General features: G+C 57.8%; 14 protein-coding genes. 6 read left to right on the top strand and 8 right to left on the bottom strand.

The window, feature by feature from the left end; all coding sequences use genetic code 11:
* Positions 1–85 precede the first annotated feature (85 nt).
* Entirely contained in the window at positions 86–1,669 is a 1,584-nt protein-coding gene (locus ACQZ51_RS01465) for a peptide chain release factor 3 (RefSeq protein WP_448774702.1), read from the top strand.
* 54 nt (positions 1,670–1,723) lie between these two features.
* On the opposite strand, the gene gshB is transcribed toward ACQZ51_RS01465, so the two are convergent.
* From gshB to rsmI, 8 genes are all read right to left on the bottom strand, one after another.
* Positions 1,724–2,680, bottom strand: a complete 957-nt coding sequence (gshB, locus tag ACQZ51_RS01460; protein ID WP_448774700.1) for a glutathione synthase — start codon at positions 2,678–2,680, stop codon at positions 1,724–1,726.
* 103 nt (positions 2,681–2,783) lie between these two features.
* Positions 2,784–3,290 (bottom strand): cupin domain-containing protein, encoded by a 507-nt coding sequence (locus tag ACQZ51_RS01455; protein WP_448774698.1) that lies wholly within the window; start codon positions 3,288–3,290, stop codon positions 2,784–2,786.
* A 101-nt stretch (positions 3,291–3,391) separates the two neighbouring features.
* The gene (locus ACQZ51_RS01450; RefSeq protein WP_448774696.1) at positions 3,392–4,495 is read right to left on the bottom strand and encodes a sn-glycerol-3-phosphate import ATP-binding protein UgpC; all 1,104 of its coding nucleotides are present in this window, start codon (positions 4,493–4,495) and stop codon (positions 3,392–3,394) included.
* Between the two features lies 1 nt (position 4,496).
* Complete coding sequence (ugpE, locus tag ACQZ51_RS01445) at positions 4,497–5,345, bottom strand: sn-glycerol-3-phosphate ABC transporter permease UgpE (RefSeq protein ID WP_448774695.1); 849 nt, start codon at positions 5,343–5,345, stop codon at positions 4,497–4,499.
* A 9-nt stretch (positions 5,346–5,354) separates the two neighbouring features.
* Positions 5,355–6,239, bottom strand: coding sequence for a sn-glycerol-3-phosphate ABC transporter permease UgpA (gene ugpA, locus ACQZ51_RS01440; protein WP_448774693.1), 885 nt, complete (start codon positions 6,237–6,239; stop codon positions 5,355–5,357).
* 77 nt (positions 6,240–6,316) lie between these two features.
* Positions 6,317–7,633, bottom strand: a complete 1,317-nt coding sequence (gene ugpB / locus ACQZ51_RS01435; RefSeq protein WP_448774691.1) for a sn-glycerol-3-phosphate ABC transporter substrate-binding protein UgpB — start codon at positions 7,631–7,633, stop codon at positions 6,317–6,319.
* A 148-nt stretch (positions 7,634–7,781) separates the two neighbouring features.
* Positions 7,782–8,144, bottom strand: coding sequence for a YraN family protein (locus tag ACQZ51_RS01430; protein WP_448774689.1), 363 nt, complete (start codon positions 8,142–8,144; stop codon positions 7,782–7,784).
* On the bottom strand, positions 8,134–8,991 hold the full coding sequence (gene rsmI / locus ACQZ51_RS01425; protein ID WP_448775713.1) for a 16S rRNA (cytidine(1402)-2'-O)-methyltransferase: 858 nt from the start codon (positions 8,989–8,991) through the stop codon (positions 8,134–8,136). Before rsmI ends, ACQZ51_RS01430 begins: the two co-directional genes overlap by 11 nt.
* Before the next feature lie 347 nt (positions 8,992–9,338).
* Between rsmI and dnaN the strand changes: the two genes are divergently transcribed.
* The 5 genes from dnaN to ACQZ51_RS01400 all read left to right on the top strand — a co-directional run bounded on the left by dnaN (position 9,339) and on the right by ACQZ51_RS01400 (position 12,840).
* Complete coding sequence (gene dnaN / locus ACQZ51_RS01420; RefSeq protein WP_042616351.1) at positions 9,339–10,457, top strand: DNA polymerase III subunit beta; 1,119 nt, start codon at positions 9,339–9,341, stop codon at positions 10,455–10,457.
* A gap of 194 nt (positions 10,458–10,651) precedes the next feature.
* Positions 10,652–11,245 (top strand): phospholipid N-methyltransferase PmtA, encoded by a 594-nt coding sequence (gene pmtA / locus ACQZ51_RS01415; protein WP_448774687.1) that lies wholly within the window; start codon positions 10,652–10,654, stop codon positions 11,243–11,245.
* 15 nt (positions 11,246–11,260) lie between these two features.
* Positions 11,261–11,851: a histidine phosphatase family protein gene (locus ACQZ51_RS01410; RefSeq protein ID WP_448774686.1), complete on the top strand. Its 591-nt coding sequence runs from the start codon at positions 11,261–11,263 to the stop codon at positions 11,849–11,851.
* Entirely contained in the window at positions 11,848–12,540 is a 693-nt protein-coding gene (pyrF, locus tag ACQZ51_RS01405) for an orotidine-5'-phosphate decarboxylase (RefSeq protein ID WP_448774684.1), read from the top strand. The genes ACQZ51_RS01410 and pyrF overlap by 4 nt, the downstream gene beginning before the upstream one ends.
* 12 nt (positions 12,541–12,552) lie before the next feature.
* Positions 12,553–12,840 carry a DUF1330 domain-containing protein gene (locus ACQZ51_RS01400; RefSeq protein WP_243256756.1) on the top strand — a complete coding sequence of 96 codons (288 nt, stop codon included), beginning with the start codon at positions 12,553–12,555 and terminating at the stop codon, positions 12,838–12,840.
* The last annotated feature ends 20 nt before the right edge of the window (positions 12,841–12,860 follow it).

Raw genomic sequence — 12,860 nt, 5'->3', positions numbered from 1 at the left:
ATTAGTTTTCCTTGTGCGGGCCAAGGTCAATTGCAAAAGCGGCCCCGAAACGCTAGATACCCCGCAATTCCACAGGATTTGTCAGATGACCGAAACACTCGCAGAGGCGGTTTCCCGCCGCCGCACCTTCGCTATTATCGCGCACCCGGACGCCGGTAAGACGACGCTGACCGAAAAGCTGCTGCTGTTCGGCGGTGCCATTCAGCTGGCCGGTGAAGTGAAGGCGAAGAAGGACCGCATCCAGACGCGGTCTGACTGGATGAAGATCGAGCGCGAACGCGGCATTTCCGTCGTGACCTCGGTCATGACGTTTGAATATGACGACAAGGTCTTCAATATTCTCGATACGCCAGGTCACGAAGACTTTGCCGACGATACCTATCGCACGCTGACGGCGGTTGACGCTGCCATAATGGTGATCGATGCTGCCAAGGGTATCGAGCCGCGCACGCTGAAGCTTTTCGAAGTGTGCCGCATGCGTGATATTCCGATCATCACTTTCGTCAACAAGATGGACCGCGAAAGCCGGGACATTTTCGAAATTCTCGATGAAATCGAAGAAAAGCTGGCGCTGGACACGGCGCCGATCACATGGCCAATCGGTCGTTCGAAGAGCTTCTGCGGCTCCTATTATCTGGCCAGCAACAAGGTTCGCGGTTCCGACAAGGAAGTTGAGGCAACGCAGGTCTCCGGCCCCAAGGATGTGGCCAGCCGTTTGCCGGAAAACGAGCGCCAAGCCTTTATCGAGGAAACGGAACTGGCGCTGGAAGCCTGCCGTCCGTTTGACCGCGAGGCGTTTCTCGAGGGTCATCTGACGCCGGTGTTCTTCGGTTCGGCGCTGCGCAATTTTGGTGTTCGCGACCTGATCAATGCGCTGGGCGAGATTGCGCCACCGCCGCGCAACCAGGTGGCCGATACGCGCACCGTGCATGCCGATGAAAACAAGATGACGGCCTTCGTCTTCAAGATTCAGGCGAATATGGACCCCAACCACCGCGACCGCATTGCGTTCGCGCGCATCTGCTCCGGCAAGCTGGAGCGTGGCATGAAGGCGCGGCTGGCGCGCACCGGCAAGCAGATGGGCCTGACGGCCCCGCAATTCTTCTTCGCCTCGCAGCGGCATATTGCCGACACGGCCTTTGCTGGCGATGTGGTGGGCATTCCCAACCACGGGACCTTACGCATTGGTGACACGTTGACTGAGGGCGAAAACCTCGTTTTCCAGGGCGTGCCAAACTTCTCGCCGGAAATTCTACGCCGCGTGCGGCTGGAAGATGCGATGAAGGCGAAGAAGCTGAAGGAAGCTTTGCACCAGATGGCCGAAGAGGGCGTCGTGCAGCTGTTTTCACCGGAAGACGGTTCACCCGCCATCGTGGGCGTTGTCGGCGCGTTGCAGCTGGATGTGCTCAAAGAACGGCTGATGGGCGAATATGGCCTGCCGGTCTCGTTCGAAATGTCGCGCTTTTCGATCTGCCGCTGGATCTCAGCCGAGCAGCCTGCCGATATGGAGAAGTTCCTGACCGTGAAGCGCGGCGATATTGCCCGCGATCTGGACGGCGACCCGGTGTTTCTGGCGCAGGATGCGTTTTCGCTGCGCTATGAGGCGGAACGCTATCCCGGCATCAAGATGGTGGCGATCAAGGAATACCATGTCGCAAAAGCGGCGTGACAACATTCAAATGAAAACCCCGGCTGCAAGGCCGGGGTAATATCTCAGACATTATCAGCCCTGCGCGTCGCGCTTTCGCTCGATGGCATCCCACAGCAGGCTTGCGACATCGGCACCGCCGAACTTCTTGACTTCGCGGATGCCCGTGGGCGACGTGACGTTGATTTCCGTCATGTAATCGCCAATCACATCGATACCGACGAAGAGGAAGCCGCGTTCCCGCAAAGCAGGGCCGATGCGTTCGCAGATTTCCCTTTCACGGGCCGTGAGCTCGGTCGGCTCAGGGCGGCCACCGGCGTGCATGTTGGAGCGGGCATCATTTTCCGCAGGCACACGGTTGATGGCACCGACGGGCTCTCCATCCACCAGCAGGATGCGCTTGTCGCCCTTGCGGACGTCAGGCAGATATTGCTGGGCGATATAGGGCTCGCGGAACATCTGGCCGAACATTTCCAGAAGCGAGGAGAAGTTGCGGTCATCGCGGGTGGAGTGGAACACGCCAGCGCCGCCATTGCCGTAGAGAGGCTTGAGGATAATATCGCCCATCTCCTCGCGGAAGCGGGCAATCTCGGCCACATCCTTGGTGATGAGGGTTGTCGGCATCAGATCGGCGAATTCGGTGACGAATATCTTTTCCGGCGAATTGCGCACCCAGGCCGGATCATTCACGACCAGCGTCTTGGGGTGGATGCGCTCCAAGAGATGCGTTGAGGTGATGTAGGCCATGTCGAATGGCGGGTCCTGGCGCAGATGGATGACATCCATGGTCGCGAGGTCGACGCGCTCGGGTTCGGACAGGGAGAAATGATCGCCCTTGATATCGCGCAGCTGCATCTGCTCCACGGTGGCGTAGATCTTGCCATCACGCATCGACAGGCGATCCGGCGTATAGTGGAACAGGCGATAGCCACGGGCCTGCGCCTCAAGACTGATCGCGAAGGTGCTATCGCCCGCAATGTTGATGCCGGAGACATGATCCATCTGGATCGCGACGTTCTTGATTTTGGCCATGCGCAGTTTCCTTTTGAAAGCCCGAAAGGTTTAGGGCAGCCAAGCTTCAAAGGCAACTGTTACGCCGTGGGGTATCTATGAGTTTTATTGACCTGTGCGAGGCCTATAGCGCTGGCGCTTTCACGGGCATCAGTTTGTTCTTGACGCGGTAGGCAAAGGCAATCGGTGCCGGGAACGGGCGGCGCAGAAAGGCGACCTTGCGCACATAGTTATTCACCCGCCACGTGGCCCAGGTGTCAGCCTTGAAATAGGCGACATCACCAGCGCGCAGCATGTGGATGGTACCATCTTCCGCCGTCACATGGACTTCGCCCTCGACGATATGGACGGTTTCATCCCAGCCGAAATACCAGCGGAAGGTGCCCGCCGTGCAATCCCAAAGGGCTGTGTGGGCGGCACGGTCGTCACTTCTGGAGTGGTCGGCCATGCGGGCAACGGGCTGGCCTTCGATGATCCAGTCTGGATTGATCGGGGCGGGCTTCATCTCCATGGCGTGCGATGCTTGCGACACGACGGGATCTGCCCTGCGGCTGCGGCTTCCAAACGGTATCGACGGCACGGAACGCGCCGCCATAGCCGCAACACTTGCGATCAGTACATGCAAAGCCATATTGCGCCCCCATTTTGCAATGGGAACGCCATATCACAAACCGCGTAAGCATGAACTTCCATAAATAGATTCAATTTTAACGGAAGATCACTTTTGGGAGATCAGTGGGCGCTAGCAAGCTCTGGTGCCTGATGGTGTGCGCTATGTGCGGCACCTTCGATGCGCTTGCCGGTTTCCCGGTCGAAGAAATGCAGCTTTTCCAGTGCGATGGAGAGCGACAATTCCTGCGGGATCTCGGTTTCCGATGCGCAGGCCACCGTCAGCGCCTGATCGCCAAGCATGCCGTGAATGAGGCGCTGCGAGCCGAGCTCTTCGATATATTCGACGCGGAAGGGCATGCCCTGTTCAGGGCCATGGACGAAGCGCAGATCCTCGGCGCGAATGCCGACCGTGACGGCACCGGAGGCAGGCGCGTAGCCGTTAAGCGACAGGACCGTTGGGCCGATGGCCAGACGATCTCCGTGGAGTTCGCCGGACAGAAGGTTCATGGCGGGAGAGCCAATGAAGCTGGCGACAAAGGTCGAGGCTGGCTTGTGGTAGACCTCCAGCGGCGCGCCGATCTGTTCGATACGACCGGCATTCAGCACCACGAGGCGGTCTGCCAGCGTCATGGCTTCCAGCTGGTCATGGGTGACATAGATGGAGGTGGTGCCGAGGCGGCGTTGCAGGCGCTTGATCTCACCACGCATGGAAACGCGCAGCTTGGCATCGAGGTTGGATAGCGGTTCATCGAAGAGGAAGGCGGCAGGCTTGCGCACGATGGCGCGGCCCATGGCCACACGCTGGCGCTGACCACCGGACAACGCACGCGGCTTGCGATCCAGATAGGGCGCAAGCTCCAACATGCGGGCGGCTTCCGCCACGCGCGCATCGATCTCTGCCTTTGGCGTCTTGCGGTTTTTCAGACCGTATTCGAGGTTCTGACGAACCGACATATGCGGATAGAGAGCATAGTTCTGGAACACCATGGCGATGTCGCGATCGGCGGGTTCCATGCGGTTGACGATCTTGCCAGCGATAGACACTTCGCCGTCCGAGATGGTCTCAAGACCAGCGACCATACGCAACAGGGTGGACTTGCCGCAGCCGGACGGGCCGACCAGCACGATGAATTCACCGTCGGTGATATCGATCGAGACGGAATCCACCGCCCGGGCACCGCCTGAGTAATTCTTCGACACATTGGCTATGGTGATAGCAGCCATGTTACTTCTCCGTCTCTGTAAGGCCGCGGATGAACAGCCGCTGCATGAAAATCACAATCAAGATGGGTGGCAGCATCGCCAAGACGGCGCCCGCCATGACGAAATTCCACTCAATGACGCCGTCCTGCACGGTGACCATGCGCTTCATCGCCATCATCAATGTGTAGTAGCCCGGGTCCGTCGTCACGAGCATGGGCCAGAGATACTGAACCCAGCCGTAGATGAAGAGGATGACGCAGAGCGCACCGATATTGGTCCGCGACAGGGGCAGCAGGATATCCCGGAAGAATTTCATAGGGCCTGCACCATCGACGCGCGCGGCCTCCAGCATTTCATCGGGGATGGTCATGAAGAACTGGCGAAACAGGAATGTCGCGGTGGCAGACGCGATCAACGGGATCGTCAGGCCAGCCCAGGAATTCAGCATGCCCAAGTCTGCAACGATCTTGTAGGTCGGCATGATGCGCACTTCGACCGGCAGCATCAGCGTGACGAAGATGATCCAGAAGGCCAGTTGCCGAAACGGAAAGCGGAAATAGACGATGGCAAAGGCCGAGAGGATGGAGATGGCGATCTTGCCCACGGTGATGACCAAGGCCATGATCAGTGAGTTGATTGCCATGCTCGAATAGTTTGGCAGGCCGTTGGCAGCCGATGCACCCGTCAGAATGTGACGGTAATTCTCGATGAAATGCGAGCCGGGCAGAAGCGGGATCGAGGAGCTGACCAGGGTCGCGGTGTCATGCGTCGATGCGATGACCGCGATATAGACCGGAAAAGCGACAATCAGGAAGCCGCAGATCAGGAAAGCATGTGTCAGAAAGGTGAGGAAGGGGCGATTTTCAACCATGGTCGTTCCTTAATACTGCACGCGGCGTTCGATGTAGCGGAACTGAATGAAGGTCAGCGCCATCACGATCAGCATCAACAAGACCGATTGTGCCGAGGACGATCCGATATTCAGGCCCACATAGCCGTCGACAAAAACCTTGTAGACCAGCGTGGTGGTGGCTTGCGCGGGGCCGCCATTGGTTGTTGCGTCGATGATCGGGAAAGTATCGAACATCGTGTAATTCACGTTGATGATGAACAGGAAAAAGGTCGTGGGTGAAATCAGCGGCAGTGAGATCGTGAAGAAGCGTTTGACCGGGCCGGAACGGTCAATGGCAGCCGCCTCCATCAGAGACTGAGGAACGGATTGCAGGCCTGCCAGAAAAAACAGGAAGTTATAGGAAATCTGCTTCCAGGCGGCAGCGATGATGATGAGGATCATGGCGTGAGTGCCATTCAGATCCTGATCCCATTTCACGCCGATGAACTGCAGATAATAGGGCAGAATACCGGTGGAGGTGTTGAACATGAACCACCACAAGACACCCGCAATCACCGGCGCCACCGCATAGGGCCAGACCAGAAGTGTCGTGTAGACCCGCCCGGTGCGAACCAGACGATCAACGGCAGCGGCGAATGCCAGCCCGAGCACCATCGACAGCACTGTGACGGAAACGGCAAAAACGGCCGTGCGCGCCAGCGCATCCAGATAGTTCGGGTCGGCTAGCAGGTTCTGGTAATGGGTGAGCCCCACGAAGACAGTGGCCATGCCGAAGGGATCTTCGCGCTCGAACGAGGATTTGACTGCCTGTGCTGCGGGCCAGATGAAGAAGATAAGAGTGATGATCAATTGAGGAGCGAGCAGCATGTAAGGCAGCAAGCGACTGTCGAATGTGGTTCGTTTCGTTTCCATGAAGCCTCGCACGGCATGCTGAACAGACAAAGAGAGGGCCGGCATGCGCCGGCCCTCTCCCTAAAGATCGAAGGCGCTTAGTTTGCCGCTTCGAATTCACGCAGCAGCGTGTTGCCGCGCGTTACAGCGCTGTCGAGTGCCTGCTGAGCGTCTTTCTTGCCAGCGAGAAGCGACTGGAATTCCTCGTCTACAATCGTGCGGACCTGCGTGAAGTTTCCAAAGCGAACGCCCTTGGAGTTGGCGGTTGGAGTGCCACGCATGATCTGCTTGATCGAGATGTCGGAACCTGGGTTCTTTTCGTAGTAACCCTGGCTTTTGCCCAGTTCATAGGCAGCATTGGTGATTGGCAGATAGCCTGTGGCCTGGTGCCACTCTGCCTGTACTTCTGGCTTGGACAGGTAAGTGAAGAACTTGGCAACGCCCTTATAGGTGGCCTTGTCCTTGCCGTTCAGCACCCACAACGTTGCGCCACCGATGATGGAGTTCTTAGGCTCCTTGATGACGTCATCATAATATGGAAGCGGAGCAAAGCCCGGCGTAAAGGTCTTGGCGTTGGCAAGAACGCCTGCGCGACCAGCCGACGAGTTCATGGTGATCGCGCATTCCTGCGCATAGAACATGGTTGCAGCCTGATCGCCGCCGACAGGGCCGCCATACTTGAAGAGGCCTTCATCCTGCCACTTCTTCAGGTTTGCCCAATGCTTGGCCTGAACAGGGCCATTGAATTCGAACTTGGCATCAAAGCCGCCGAAGCCATTTTCCTTGGTGCCGAACGGCTGATCGTGAAGTGCGGACAGGTTTTCTGTCTGAGCCCAGGTGATCCAGGCAGATGTGAAGCCACACTTGGCAGCGCCAGATGTGACGATCTTCTTGGAGAATTCCTCGACTTCTTTCCAGGTCTTCGGAGCGATTTCTGGATCAAGGCCAGCCTTCTTGAAGACATCCTTGTTGTAATACATGATTGGCGTAGAGGAGTTAAACGGCAGCGACAGGATGTTGCCGCTGGTGTCCGAATAATAACCGACGACTGGCGCCAGGAACGACTTCGTGTCGAACGGCTCGCCTTCATCCGCCATCAGCTTGTAAACCGGATAGACGGCGCCCTTGGCAGCCATCATAGTGCCGGTGCCTACTTCAAAGACCTGAACGATGGCTGGCTGCTGGTTTGCGCGGAACGCGGCAATAGCGGCCGTCAGAGTTTCCGGGTAGCTGCCCTTGTAAACAGGTACGACCTTGTATTCGGTCTGCGTCTCATTGAACTTCTTTGCGACGGCTTCGAGCTTCTGGCCCAGTTCACCGCCCATGGCGTGCCACCAGGTAACTTCGGTCGCTGCAAGCGAAGACGATGCAGACAAGGCGACAGCAAAAGCCGCCATCGTAAGGTGTTTGAACATTTGAATATTCCTCTCCGCCACTATGTTGGGGTGAGGATGCGAATAGGCCCTCTGTATGACGGGCCTTTTACAGTTTTATGGCAGATTTATTACAGCACAACCTAATCAAGCGGGAGGTTTTGGCCGCTGCATCTGTGGCGTGTGCCTATTAAAAAGCATGGATGAAATGTCTTGGTATTCGGCGCGGCATGACCGCCACAATGTCGAACCGCATGGACAGGTGAGCGGCATCACTTCGGCGTGATAGCCAGATGTCGGCGGCAGCACGGATACGCTGTTGCGCGGTGTAACTGACAGCATCGACAGCGCCCGCTTCCGTGGCGCGGGCCTTGACCTCGATAAAGGCGACGACATCCTTCTTGCGAGCGATGAGATCGATTTCGCCTGACGCCGTGCGATAGCGCAGCGCCAGAATGCGATAGCCTTTCAGCATGAGATAGAGTGCTGCCCAATATTCGGCGATATGGCCGCGCCTGTAGGCGCGGCGCTTAGCAATTGCCTCACGCGCCATCGCTGTCCTTCAGGTCCAGAATGCGCTGGTAAAGCTCCTTGCGTGGCAGGCCGGTAAGTTTTGAGGCTTCGGCGGCGGCCTTTGCGGCGGGCATGGTGGAAATGAGGTCTTTCAGCAGCTTTTCCACGTCTTCCATATCGGGAATTTCATTGTAGGATGGCGGCTCGATGAGCAGCACGATCTCGCCCTTGACGATGCGGTCATCATTATAGAACTCGGCAAGTTCACCCAGCGTGCCGCGACGGAATTCCTCGAAGGTCTTTGTCAGTTCCCGGCACACGACAGCGCGGCGGTTTGGGCCCAGCACTTCAGATGCAACCTTTATGGTGGCGCAGATGCGGTGCGGGGATTCAAAGAACATCATGGTCGCTGGTATCTTAGACAGTTCCGAGAAACGGTCTCGCTTGCCCTTATCCTTGACCGGCAGGAAGCCCGCAAACATGAAAGCATCGCTGGGCAGACCAGAGCCGACGAGCGCGGCAAGCGGCGCAGACGCACCGGGAATAGGCACGACGCGGTGGCCCGCCTCAATCGCCATCTGGCCGAGCCTGTAACCGGGATCAGACACCAGCGGCGTTCCGGCATCTGAAACAAGGGCGACCGATTTTCCGGCATCCAGCGCTGCAATGAGCTTCGGGCCAGCTTCTTCGGCATTGTGCTCATGATAGGAATAGGGACGGTTGCGAATGCCGTATCGATCCAAGAGGACGCGGGTGACGCGTGTATCTTCGCAGGCCAGAACATCGGCAGAGGCCAATGTTTCCAGTGCCCTCACGGTGATATCGCCCAGATTGCCGATGGGCGTTGCGACGAGGTAAAGTGCTGCCTCGATGGGGCGCGCTGGCACGGTGAAACCGGCGAGTTTGAAACCGCGTCCATTACCGTCTGGGCCGTCTGCGTCATCGGTGGTCTGGTCGCTCAATGGTTCATCTGTCACTGCGTCATTCCCGTCATGTCTCAATTCCCTGCCTTTATGGGCAAGACGAGGCCCATGAACAAGGCCGTTCTGGCGGCTCAAGCCACCCAAGGGAATGTATAGCGTGGAAAAGGCAGCAATGACTGAGCTTGGCCCCTTGCATTTTCCTCGATAACTCTGCCATTTTGCCCGTCCACATTATCCGGCCAAAATGCCGGAGACACTATCTTGGCGATCCCTCCCCTTCAGGATCGCATCGGTTGAAAGCGGAAGTCTTCATGCGTATTACCCTCGAGCGGTCGAACCTTCTGAAATCGCTGAACCACGTTCACCGCGTGGTGGAACGGCGTAACACGATCCCGATCCTGTCCAACGTGCTGCTGCGCGCCTCCGACGCCAAGCTGGACATGAAGGCGACCGACCTTGACCTCGAAATCACCGAGGCGACACCTGCCATGGTGGAACAGGCCGGCTCGACCACGGTGCCTGCGCATCTTCTCTATGAAATCGTGCGCAAGCTGCCTGACGGTTCCGAGGTTCTTCTGGCCACCAACCCTGATGGCTCGACCATGACGGTGGCATCCGGCCGCTCGAAGTTCTCGCTGCAGTGCCTGCCGGAAACCGATTTTCCGGACCTGACCGCTGGAACCTTCAGCCATGTCTTCAAGCTGAAGGCATCGGACCTGAAAATGCTGATCGACCGCACGCAATTTGCGATTTCGACCGAAGAGACACGTTATTATCTGAACGGTATTTTCTTCCACACGATTGAAAGCGGCAATGACCTGAAGCTGCGCGCCGTGGCAACCGATGGCCACCGTCTGGCCCGCGCCGATGTGAACGCGCCCTCCGGTTCCGAAGGCATGCCGGGCATCATCATTCCGCGCAAGACCGTTGGCGAGTTGCAGAAGCTGGTCGACAATCCCGAGCTGGAAGTGACCGTCGAGGTTTCCGACGCCAAGATCCGCATTGCGATTGGCGATATCGTTCTGACATCCAAGCTGATCGACGGCACCTTCCCGGATTATCAGCGCGTGATCCCGACCGGCAACGACAAGGAAATGCGCGTTGATTGCCAGTCCTTCGCCAAGGCAGTGGACCGCGTATCGACCATTTCTTCCGAGCGTGGCCGCGCTGTGAAGCTGGCTATTACCGAGGGACAGCTAACGCTGACTGTCAATAACCCGGATTCGGGCAGTGCTACGGAAGAAGTGGCCGTTGGCTACGAACATGAAGGCATGGAAATCGGCTTCAACGCCAAATATCTTCTGGATATTACCGCCCAGCTTTCCGGCGAAGACGCGATCTTCCTTCTGGCCGACGCCGGTTCGCCAACGCTGGTGCGCGACACCGCAGGCGATGATGCGCTTTACGTGCTGATGCCGATGCGCGTCTAGCGTTCCACAATATTAGCAAGACTTTATAACCGCCGGCGAATTTCCTTCGCCGGCTTTTTTGTTTGCAGAATTTTCATCTTTCGTTAAGATTTCTCCATTGCGACATTTTTCGTTGTTTTTACGACAGCACGAGACAACATATCGCCATAGTTTCCACAAATGTTGTCTCGACAATAATTAAAAAGGGGGACCGGATGGGACTGAGCCTTAAGCAGCGCTTCGGCAGAAAATTCGAAGAGGAAATCCGTTTCTTCAAGGGAATGGTCAACCAGCCGAAGAAGGTTGGCGCCATCGTTCCGACCTCCGGCGTGACAGCACGGCGCATGGCGAGCGTCATCACCCCGCAATCGGGCCTGCCCGTGCTGGAGCTTGGGCCGGGAACCGGCTGCATCACAAAAGCCATTCTGGGCCGGGGCGTGAAGCCGGAAAACGTGACGGCCATCGAATATTCCACGGATTTCTACCAGCAACTGCTGCACAGCTATCCGGGCGTGAATTTCATCAATGGCGACGCCTTCGATCTGAATACGACCTTGGCAGCGCAAAAAGACCAGATGTTCGACTGCGTGATTTCAGCCGTGCCGATGCTGAACTTCCCCATGGCCGAGCGCATCCGCCTTCTGGATGACCTGCTGAACCGCGTGCCGCATGGTCGCCCGGTGATCCAGATTTCCTACGGTCCGGTTTCGCCCATCGTTGCCCAACCGCATCTCTACCACATCCGCCATTTCGACTTCGTGGTGCGCAACATTCCGCCTGCCCAGCTGTGGACCTATACCCGCGCCTGAGTTAGCGTCTGCGTCATGTACGCGCTCTATATTACCCATCCGCAGGTCAGGATCGATGCGAACGTGCCGGTCCCTGATTGGGGACTGTCCGACATCGGTGCGCAGCGCGTTCGCAGGGCTGCCGCCTTTCCTTGGGCAAAGGCGTTGCGGCGCATCGTTTCGAGCAGCGAGAAAAAGGCCATTGAAACTGCGCGGATTTTCGCGCGCGCTGCCGGTGTCGAGGTCGAGACCGCAGCCAACATGCACGAGAACGACCGAAGCGCCACCGGATTTCTTCCGCCCGATGAGTTCGAACGCGCCGCAGACTGGTTCTTTGCCCACCCGCAGGCAAGCTACAAGGGCTGGGAGACGGCAGCGGACGCACAAGCGCGGATCGTCGGCACCATCGAGGCCGTTCTCGCCAGCCACGATCCCGCAGCACCCATCGCCTTCATCGGCCACGGCGCGGTCGGAACGCTGCTGAAATCGCACCTTGCGCATGGCACCATCAGCCGTCGCGGCGACCAGCCACCCGGTGGTGGCAATATCTTCTGTTTTAGTCTTGCAGACCGCAGTCTCACATGCGACTGGACGCCAATGGAACAGTGGAAGGGGATGACATTATGACCGCACGCGAGCGCCTGATTGTCGGGCTTGATCTTCCAACCGTGGCCGAAGCCGAAAAAATCGTCAACGCATTGGGCGACGACGTATTGTTCTACAAGATCGGGCATCAGCTGGCCTTTGCGGGCGGGCTGGAATTTGCCCGGGACCTTGCGCAGAGCGGCAAGAAAATCTTTCTCGACATGAAGCTTCTCGACATCGACAACACGGTGGCATCGGGCGTGGAAAACATTGCCAAGATGGGCATGTCGATGCTGACGCTGCATGCCTACCCCAAAGCGATGCGGGCTGCGGTGAAGGCGGCGCAGGGTTCTGACCTGACGCTGCTGGGCGTAACCGTTCTGACCTCCATGGACGACGCCGATCTGATCGAAGCGGGATATCAGGGCGATGCACGTTCGCTGGTGATGAAGCGGGCAGCGCAGGCGCGGGATGCGGGCATGGGCGGCATTGTCTGTTCGGCCGAAGAATCCGCTGCCGTACGCGAGATTGTGGGCGCCGACATGGCGGTCGTGACACCCGGTATTCGCCCCGCTGGTTCAGATGCTGGCGACCAGAAGCGGGTTGTGACACCGTTTGATGCGATCAAGGCAGGGTCCAGCCATCTCGTGGTTGCCCGCCCCATCGTCAAGGCCGCCGATCCGAAAGCTGCGGCACGCGCTATCATGGATGAAATGTCCAAGGCAATCTGAAAGGAAGACATCATGGCCAAGGGTTACTGGATTGCACAGGTGGATGTGCGCGATGCCGAACGCTATAAGGATTACATCTCGACAGCCAAGCCCGCCTTCGAGCGTTTCGGCGCAAATTTTCTGGCGCGCGGTGGTGTGGTCAACCAGCTTGAGGGCAAGGGCCGGGCGCGCAATGTCGTCATCGAATTTCCATCGATGCAGCATGCGCTGGATTGCTACAACAGTGACGAATACCAGCAGGCGCTCAAGATCCGTCAGGAAGTAGCCGATGCAGAGTTGATGATTCTCGACGGCGCCTGATCATTATCAAGTATACGTTC

The organism is Agrobacterium sp. CG674, assembly GCF_053521645.1.
This window is presented reverse-complemented; position numbering and strand designations above follow the sequence as displayed.

Coding starts and splice junctions, on each gene's coding strand:
- ACQZ51_RS01465 (WP_448774702.1), top strand. CDS start 86: ATGACCGAAACACTCGCAGAGGCGGTTTCCCGCCGCCGCACCTTCGCT.
- gshB (WP_448774700.1), bottom strand. CDS start 2,680: ATGGCCAAAATCAAGAACGTCGCGATCCAGATGGATCATGTCTCCGGC.
- ACQZ51_RS01455 (WP_448774698.1), bottom strand. CDS start 3,290: ATGGCTTTGCATGTACTGATCGCAAGTGTTGCGGCTATGGCGGCGCGT.
- ACQZ51_RS01450 (WP_448774696.1), bottom strand. CDS start 4,495: ATGGCTGCTATCACCATAGCCAATGTGTCGAAGAATTACTCAGGCGGT.
- ugpE (WP_448774695.1), bottom strand. CDS start 5,345: ATGGTTGAAAATCGCCCCTTCCTCACCTTTCTGACACATGCTTTCCTG.
- ugpA (WP_448774693.1), bottom strand. CDS start 6,239: ATGGAAACGAAACGAACCACATTCGACAGTCGCTTGCTGCCTTACATG.
- ugpB (WP_448774691.1), bottom strand. CDS start 7,633: ATGTTCAAACACCTTACGATGGCGGCTTTTGCTGTCGCCTTGTCTGCA.
- ACQZ51_RS01430 (WP_448774689.1), bottom strand. CDS start 8,144: ATGGCGCGTGAGGCAATTGCTAAGCGCCGCGCCTACAGGCGCGGCCAT.
- dnaN (WP_042616351.1), top strand. CDS start 9,339: ATGCGTATTACCCTCGAGCGGTCGAACCTTCTGAAATCGCTGAACCAC.
- pmtA (WP_448774687.1), top strand. CDS start 10,652: ATGGGACTGAGCCTTAAGCAGCGCTTCGGCAGAAAATTCGAAGAGGAA.
- ACQZ51_RS01410 (WP_448774686.1), top strand. CDS start 11,261: ATGTACGCGCTCTATATTACCCATCCGCAGGTCAGGATCGATGCGAAC.
- pyrF (WP_448774684.1), top strand. CDS start 11,848: ATGACCGCACGCGAGCGCCTGATTGTCGGGCTTGATCTTCCAACCGTG.
- ACQZ51_RS01400 (WP_243256756.1), top strand. CDS start 12,553: ATGGCCAAGGGTTACTGGATTGCACAGGTGGATGTGCGCGATGCCGAA.